This window comes from Allochromatium humboldtianum (assembly GCF_013385175.1).
Classification (GTDB): domain Bacteria; phylum Pseudomonadota; class Gammaproteobacteria; order Chromatiales; family Chromatiaceae; genus Thermochromatium; species Thermochromatium humboldtianum.
Window position 1 is genome coordinate 1 of sequence record NZ_JABZEO010000042.1, and the last position, 5,025, is coordinate 5,025.

Here is a 5,025-nt window from a genome sequence, read left to right on the forward strand (position 1 = left end):
CGCCGCGAAATCGCCCTGGAGGATCAGGTGCCAGCCAAGGTTGCCCCAGGCATTTGAGCGTGCCGGTTCTAGCTCGGTGGCCCGACGCAGGTCGGCGATGGCCGCGTCATAGCGCTTCAATTCACTCAGGATGCGACTACGAGCCACGTAGTTCGAAGCGTTGTATGGAAAACGGGCGATGGCCTCTGCCAAGAGGCCTAGGGCGGGGTCTGCATCACCTGCCGCCCACTTCTCCAAGGCGCGCTGATGCAGTGTTTCAGTATCCCGTGTTTCAGGTGCAGCCCTCCATACTGTCCAAGGGGGCTGACCGGATGACTCTGCGGTATCCGGCACGACGGCGGGCGTTGTCGTCGCCTCCTGCGCAACAGCGCCCGTCGTCAGCAGGATCAGGAAGGGCCCGGCGAGTCCGGATCGGTTCATGGGCATCCACCAATGAAGGTCAACGAGTCTGAAAACCGTTCAGGGTCTTGGCGCGCAGAATTGACAAGAAACGATGGATGAGACCGCCAACCTCCTGTTCTTGCCGGGAAACCATCACCCCGGTCCACTCCCAGGCTCCTGTTGTGGATCGCCGGTCTGCTCTGCCTGTTGGGCGGCGGCTGCCTGTTTTGCCCGACATCTGTCGCAGAGCCAGGTATGGCCGCACTTGTAGCAGAAACTCCTGCCGCATTCCCTGCAATTGCTCAGATTTTCGTCATCCCAAGACTCACCGCAAATTCCACAAGAATCTCTCATTTGATTCACCTTTTTCGTCGATGCCGCAATCGAACAAGCGGATTTTCGTCAACCGTTCGAAGGTTCGTAAAACCTCCTGAAGCGATAGACGGACATCGTGTAGCGATATGACAGCCGCACGAACGAGACGACAGCAACCGCCCGATGGGACGTCGGAGATGTCGCAGTCCAGCCTTATGTCCGTATTCATGATCAAGACGGCCCGGAGCCAGACTCGACCTTGCAGGGACACGACCTCATCGTTAGTGTCTGCCGATCCATGCGATGGCTACAGGCATTTACACCAAAAGATTAACGGAATATTCCGCCCATGCAAGACAAGCGTGTTCGAATGAAATACCTGGGGTGGCTCGCCGCCGCCCTAGTGCTGTCAGGATTGGTACCGACCCTCTGCGCGCACGCTCAACCGGCGCGTCATGCACTGCTGATCGGAATCAGCGACTATTCGACTAGCGGTCTACACGATCTGCCCGGCGCGCGCGAGGACATTCGCCTCATGCGCGAGATCGTGCGTGAGCGCCTGGGGATCCCTGAAACCCATCTCCATGTCCTGCTCGACGCGCAGGCGACGCATCAGGGCATCGCCCGCGCCTTCGCGCAACTGTCGGAACGTGTGGCGCCAGGGGATTTCGTCTACATCCATTATTCGGGTCATGGGTCGTTCCTGCCTGACGAAAACGATGACGAACGGCGTGGCGGTCACGACCAAACCTGGGTGACTTTCGGCGCGCGCCGTCCTCCAGCACCCGAGACCCCAGTCGCAGTAGAGGCCGCCGACCTGGACCGTTTCGACATCCTGGACGACGAACTCAATCAGTGGCTCGCCCCGATTGCCGCGCGGGCGGGTGAGCTGGTCTATGTCGCTGATGCTTGCCACTCCGCCACCAACACCCGTGGAACCGAGGCGGCAGTGATCCGCGCGGCTCCTCCCGCCACGGTCGGTGAGCATCCGCTGAGCCGGGTCCGCTTCCAGCCGCATCCGCTTGAAAATGCGGTTGTGATTGCAGCAGCGCGCGACGATCAAAGTGCCCATGAAACCACCGACGCGCAGGGGCGATCGTATGGCGTTTTCACTTGGCACTGGGCCAGTGCCCTGCGCCAGGCCGATCCGGACGCGACCTGGCGGCAGCTCTTCGAGCGCGCCCGTCTGGGTGTGAGTCGCACCTATGGTCAGGCGCAGCATCCGCAATTGAGCGGTGTGTCGGCCGACCGCCCGATGGCCGGGGGGCAAGCGTCACCGCGACGCGCCTCGGTGCTGGTGCGCGATGTGGATCGTGAACGCAACCGGATCACGCTCGATGCGGGCACGCTGTCCGGCGTGACCCTCGACTCGCGCTACAGTCGCGCCAATCCGCCTGCGCATGTTCGTATCGTCGAAACACAGGCCACCTGGAGTCGCGCGCAGATCGAAGAAGGCATGCTCGAACCGGGCGACTTTTTGGTCGAGACCGAGCATGCCTACCGGATCGGCCCCACCCGGCTGTTTGTGCTGCCGCCAACCCTTGAGTCCGATCGCGCTCATCAGGCCGCGCTCCAGCGTGACATCGAGGAGCGGATGCCTGGCTTCGAGCGCATCGAGCATCAGCGTCAGGCGGACCTGGTGCTTGCGCTGCTGCGGCCCAGGCGTGACCAAGCTGGGCATGAACACTACCCGATCGATCCTCATGGGCGCCGCGCCAGTCTCCCTGAGGAAGATCCAGAAGCCGCACTCGAACTCTGGGTGCTGACTCCGGGCGAGCAGCTATTGCACGAGCATTTGAAACTCCCCCTGGCCGAGCCGGCCCTCGATTTCACGGCGCTGCGACGTAACCTGGAGCGCTATCGTCGCGTGCGCGAGATCCAGCGCCTGGCTGAAGAAGCCGCCGGTCCGGCCAACTCGGTCCACATCGAATGGATCGCCTATGAGCGTTGCATGGAACCGCATATGGGATGCTACGGGAGCGGTGAAGACAGCTATCGTCCGACCGAGGCGCGCCCGCTCGCCACACTCGACGAGAGGCGCTTTCAGCCGGCCGATCTGGTCAGCTTCGTGCTGACCAACGACAGTCGGCGCGATCACTTTGTCTATGTGCTGAACATGGCCCCGGATGGTCAGATTCGCGTGCTCTTTCCGGCGCAAGACATGGTTGCGGATCAGGCACGCTTGCGAGGAGGCGAACGGCTCGATCTGCATCGCGAGGACATTGCCCTGCAACTCGATCAACCGGGCGAGGAGCAATTGCTGGTGCTGACATCCGGTCAGCCGATCAATCCCTATCTGCTGGAGCAGGACGGCTACGACCCCACCCGAGCTGTCGGTAACCCGCTGGAGCAACTCCTGACCGAGGCCGTCCATGCGGAACGGACTCGCGGCAGCGTGACACGTCTAGCGAGTGACAGTTGGGGGCTGTCGATGGTTCGCTTCGAGGTTCAGGCACCGAATTAGAGCCTTTCTGTCAGCGGCCATTCGGCCCTGTCAGGGTGGTGGCGGCTGAAGTGCCGTAGCGATCAGTCCACGAATCCGGTCACAGGGTGGATCAGCGGTCATCGGTGCGTTCGGATCGAGCTGTGCCTGCCAGGGATCCAGTTGCCGGGCGGCGGTCAAAGCCGCCCACTGGTCCAGGCGCTGACCAAGCGGCACGGGTTCGGCTTGCCCCTGAGTACAGGCCAGATAGGCCAGCGCGGTCCATTGGCCGAAGGTCTGCGCCAGGATCTGACGGTCATGACAGGCCGGGTCGATCTCGGTCGCCCTATCCGGGCAGCGACCCGGCTCATGCGCCAGCCCATCGAGGATCGCCGATCCCTCTGGGGAGGCGTCGAGCCGGGAGGCGTCGAGCCGGGAGGCCAACGTGGCCCTGAGTCCGGCCTGAAAGCTCTGCTGCTCCAGGGTGAAGGGCGCAGTGGGGAGCGGCTCTCCACGAGTAGTGCCGATATTCCCTACCCAATCCACATACGATAGGCTGCCTGCCAGTGTTCCCCAGCGTGCTTGATCTTCTTCGAGCATTCGCTCCCACTCCGGAGTCTCGCTCCAGGGTGCCAAGAGTCCTACCGTCAGGATCAACACCAGTGCTGTGGCCAGCCCACCGCCGAGCAGTGCCGGGTGCCGCCGGTCCTCCTGCATTCGGTCAAGCAATGAATCCATGAATCTTCGCCAACGGCTTGCGACGGGCGGTGCGCCTGTGGTGACGACTGGCGAGGCCGCCTGCCGGCGCAGCTCGAACCACTGCTGGTAACAGACCGGATCGCGGGCGACATGGGCCAGTACCTCGGCTGAACGCGCGCCGGTTAGTCGACCGCACTGCCAAGCCTCGATCTCCGCCAGGGTGGGTGTCGGACCGGGCGGCGGAGGAGTCGGCAAGGTCAAAGCGAGCAGGGCTTCGAGTTGTTCCTGTCTGGGGTCGGATGACAGGCGGGCAGAGGTATTCATACGGATGAACTCATTGCGAATGGGGCGTCAGCCGTCAACAGCTCCCGGCTGCCGATCCGATACTCGTCCAGGATCGCCCGGATGCGCGCCAACAGGCGCTCCAGTTGGCGTCGCACCTGATGCTGTGGTCGGTTGAGACAGGCGGCGACACGGGGGATGGATAGATCCTCCTGAAAACGCAGCCGTAGCAGGATCCGCTCTTCGTCGCTCAGTGCCAGGGCCGTGCAAGCGTCAGCAGCAACCCGTGCCAGCCGCCGGCTATACGCAGACAGGGCCGCGTCATCCTCGAATCCGACCAGCACGCGCAGTAAAATCGCGAGTTCGGCTTCGGCCAGGGTATCAGTGAGGGTGGTGCCGTCCACCAGATCAAGGCTTTCTCCATCGTCTTCGGGATCGGACTCCACGGAGACCAGCTTCACCCGTTCGGGACAAGCCTGCTCGGCGTTCAAGTGCGTGATCCCCTGCTCGACCCACTGCGGTGTGACTTGGCCATGCAGAGAACAGGCCTGGGACGCTGTCATCTGAAGCACCACCTCGCTCCTGGGCAGCCAGCGCAGACACACCAGCTCCCAGAGCCAGATCCAGAGCGGCCCCAGTGTCTGGACCCAGGTCGGTGGGCGCGGACGTCCGAAATGATGCCGGTAGAGATCCCGCAGCACATTGCCATACATGGCACGAACCAGGGCGTCGCTGGGCCTGTCGTCGAGTTCACGCAGTTTTTCGTACAGGATGCCCAAGGCATCCTGACCGGCCTCCAGCGGATCCACGGCGGTATGGGCGAAGAAGCGCCGGACTTGTCCGCCGCACCAGCTTTGCCAGGGCTCCCGAAAGAAATCGGCGAGCCAGGGCGGATTGTGGCGTGTCGGATCTGAGCCGTCCTGTGC

Annotated in this window: 4 protein-coding genes; 1 reads left to right on the forward strand and 3 read right to left on the reverse strand. The window is 63.0% G+C overall.

What is annotated here, in order from left to right; genetic code table 11:
* A partial coding sequence (locus HW932_RS21220) for a tetratricopeptide repeat protein (protein WP_222932484.1) occupies window positions 1–420 on the reverse strand: 420 nt, incomplete at its 3' end.
* 625 nt (window positions 421–1,045) lie between these two features.
* On the opposite strand from HW932_RS21220, the gene HW932_RS21225 reads away from it, so the two are divergent.
* Complete coding sequence (locus HW932_RS21225; protein WP_176978443.1) at window positions 1,046–3,160, forward strand: caspase family protein; 2,115 nt, start codon at window positions 1,046–1,048, stop codon at window positions 3,158–3,160.
* A 30-nt stretch (window positions 3,161–3,190) separates the two neighbouring features.
* On the opposite strand, the gene HW932_RS21230 is transcribed toward HW932_RS21225, so the two are convergent.
* A complete protein-coding gene (locus HW932_RS21230; protein ID WP_176978444.1) occupies window positions 3,191–4,141 on the reverse strand; it encodes a hypothetical protein in 951 nt (316 codons plus the stop codon).
* Window positions 4,138–5,025, reverse strand: an 888-nt coding sequence (locus tag HW932_RS21235; protein WP_176978445.1) for an RNA polymerase sigma factor, incomplete at its 5' end; no start/stop codon positions are given. The genes HW932_RS21235 and HW932_RS21230, both read right to left, overlap by 4 nt.

Bases quoted from the DNA above. Each gene is read 5' to 3' on its own strand.
- HW932_RS21230 (WP_176978444.1), bottom strand. From the start codon at position 4,141: ATGAATACCTCTGCCCGCCTGTCATCCGACCCCAGACAGGAACAACTC.
- HW932_RS21225 (WP_176978443.1), top strand. From the start codon at position 1,046: ATGCAAGACAAGCGTGTTCGAATGAAATACCTGGGGTGGCTCGCCGCC.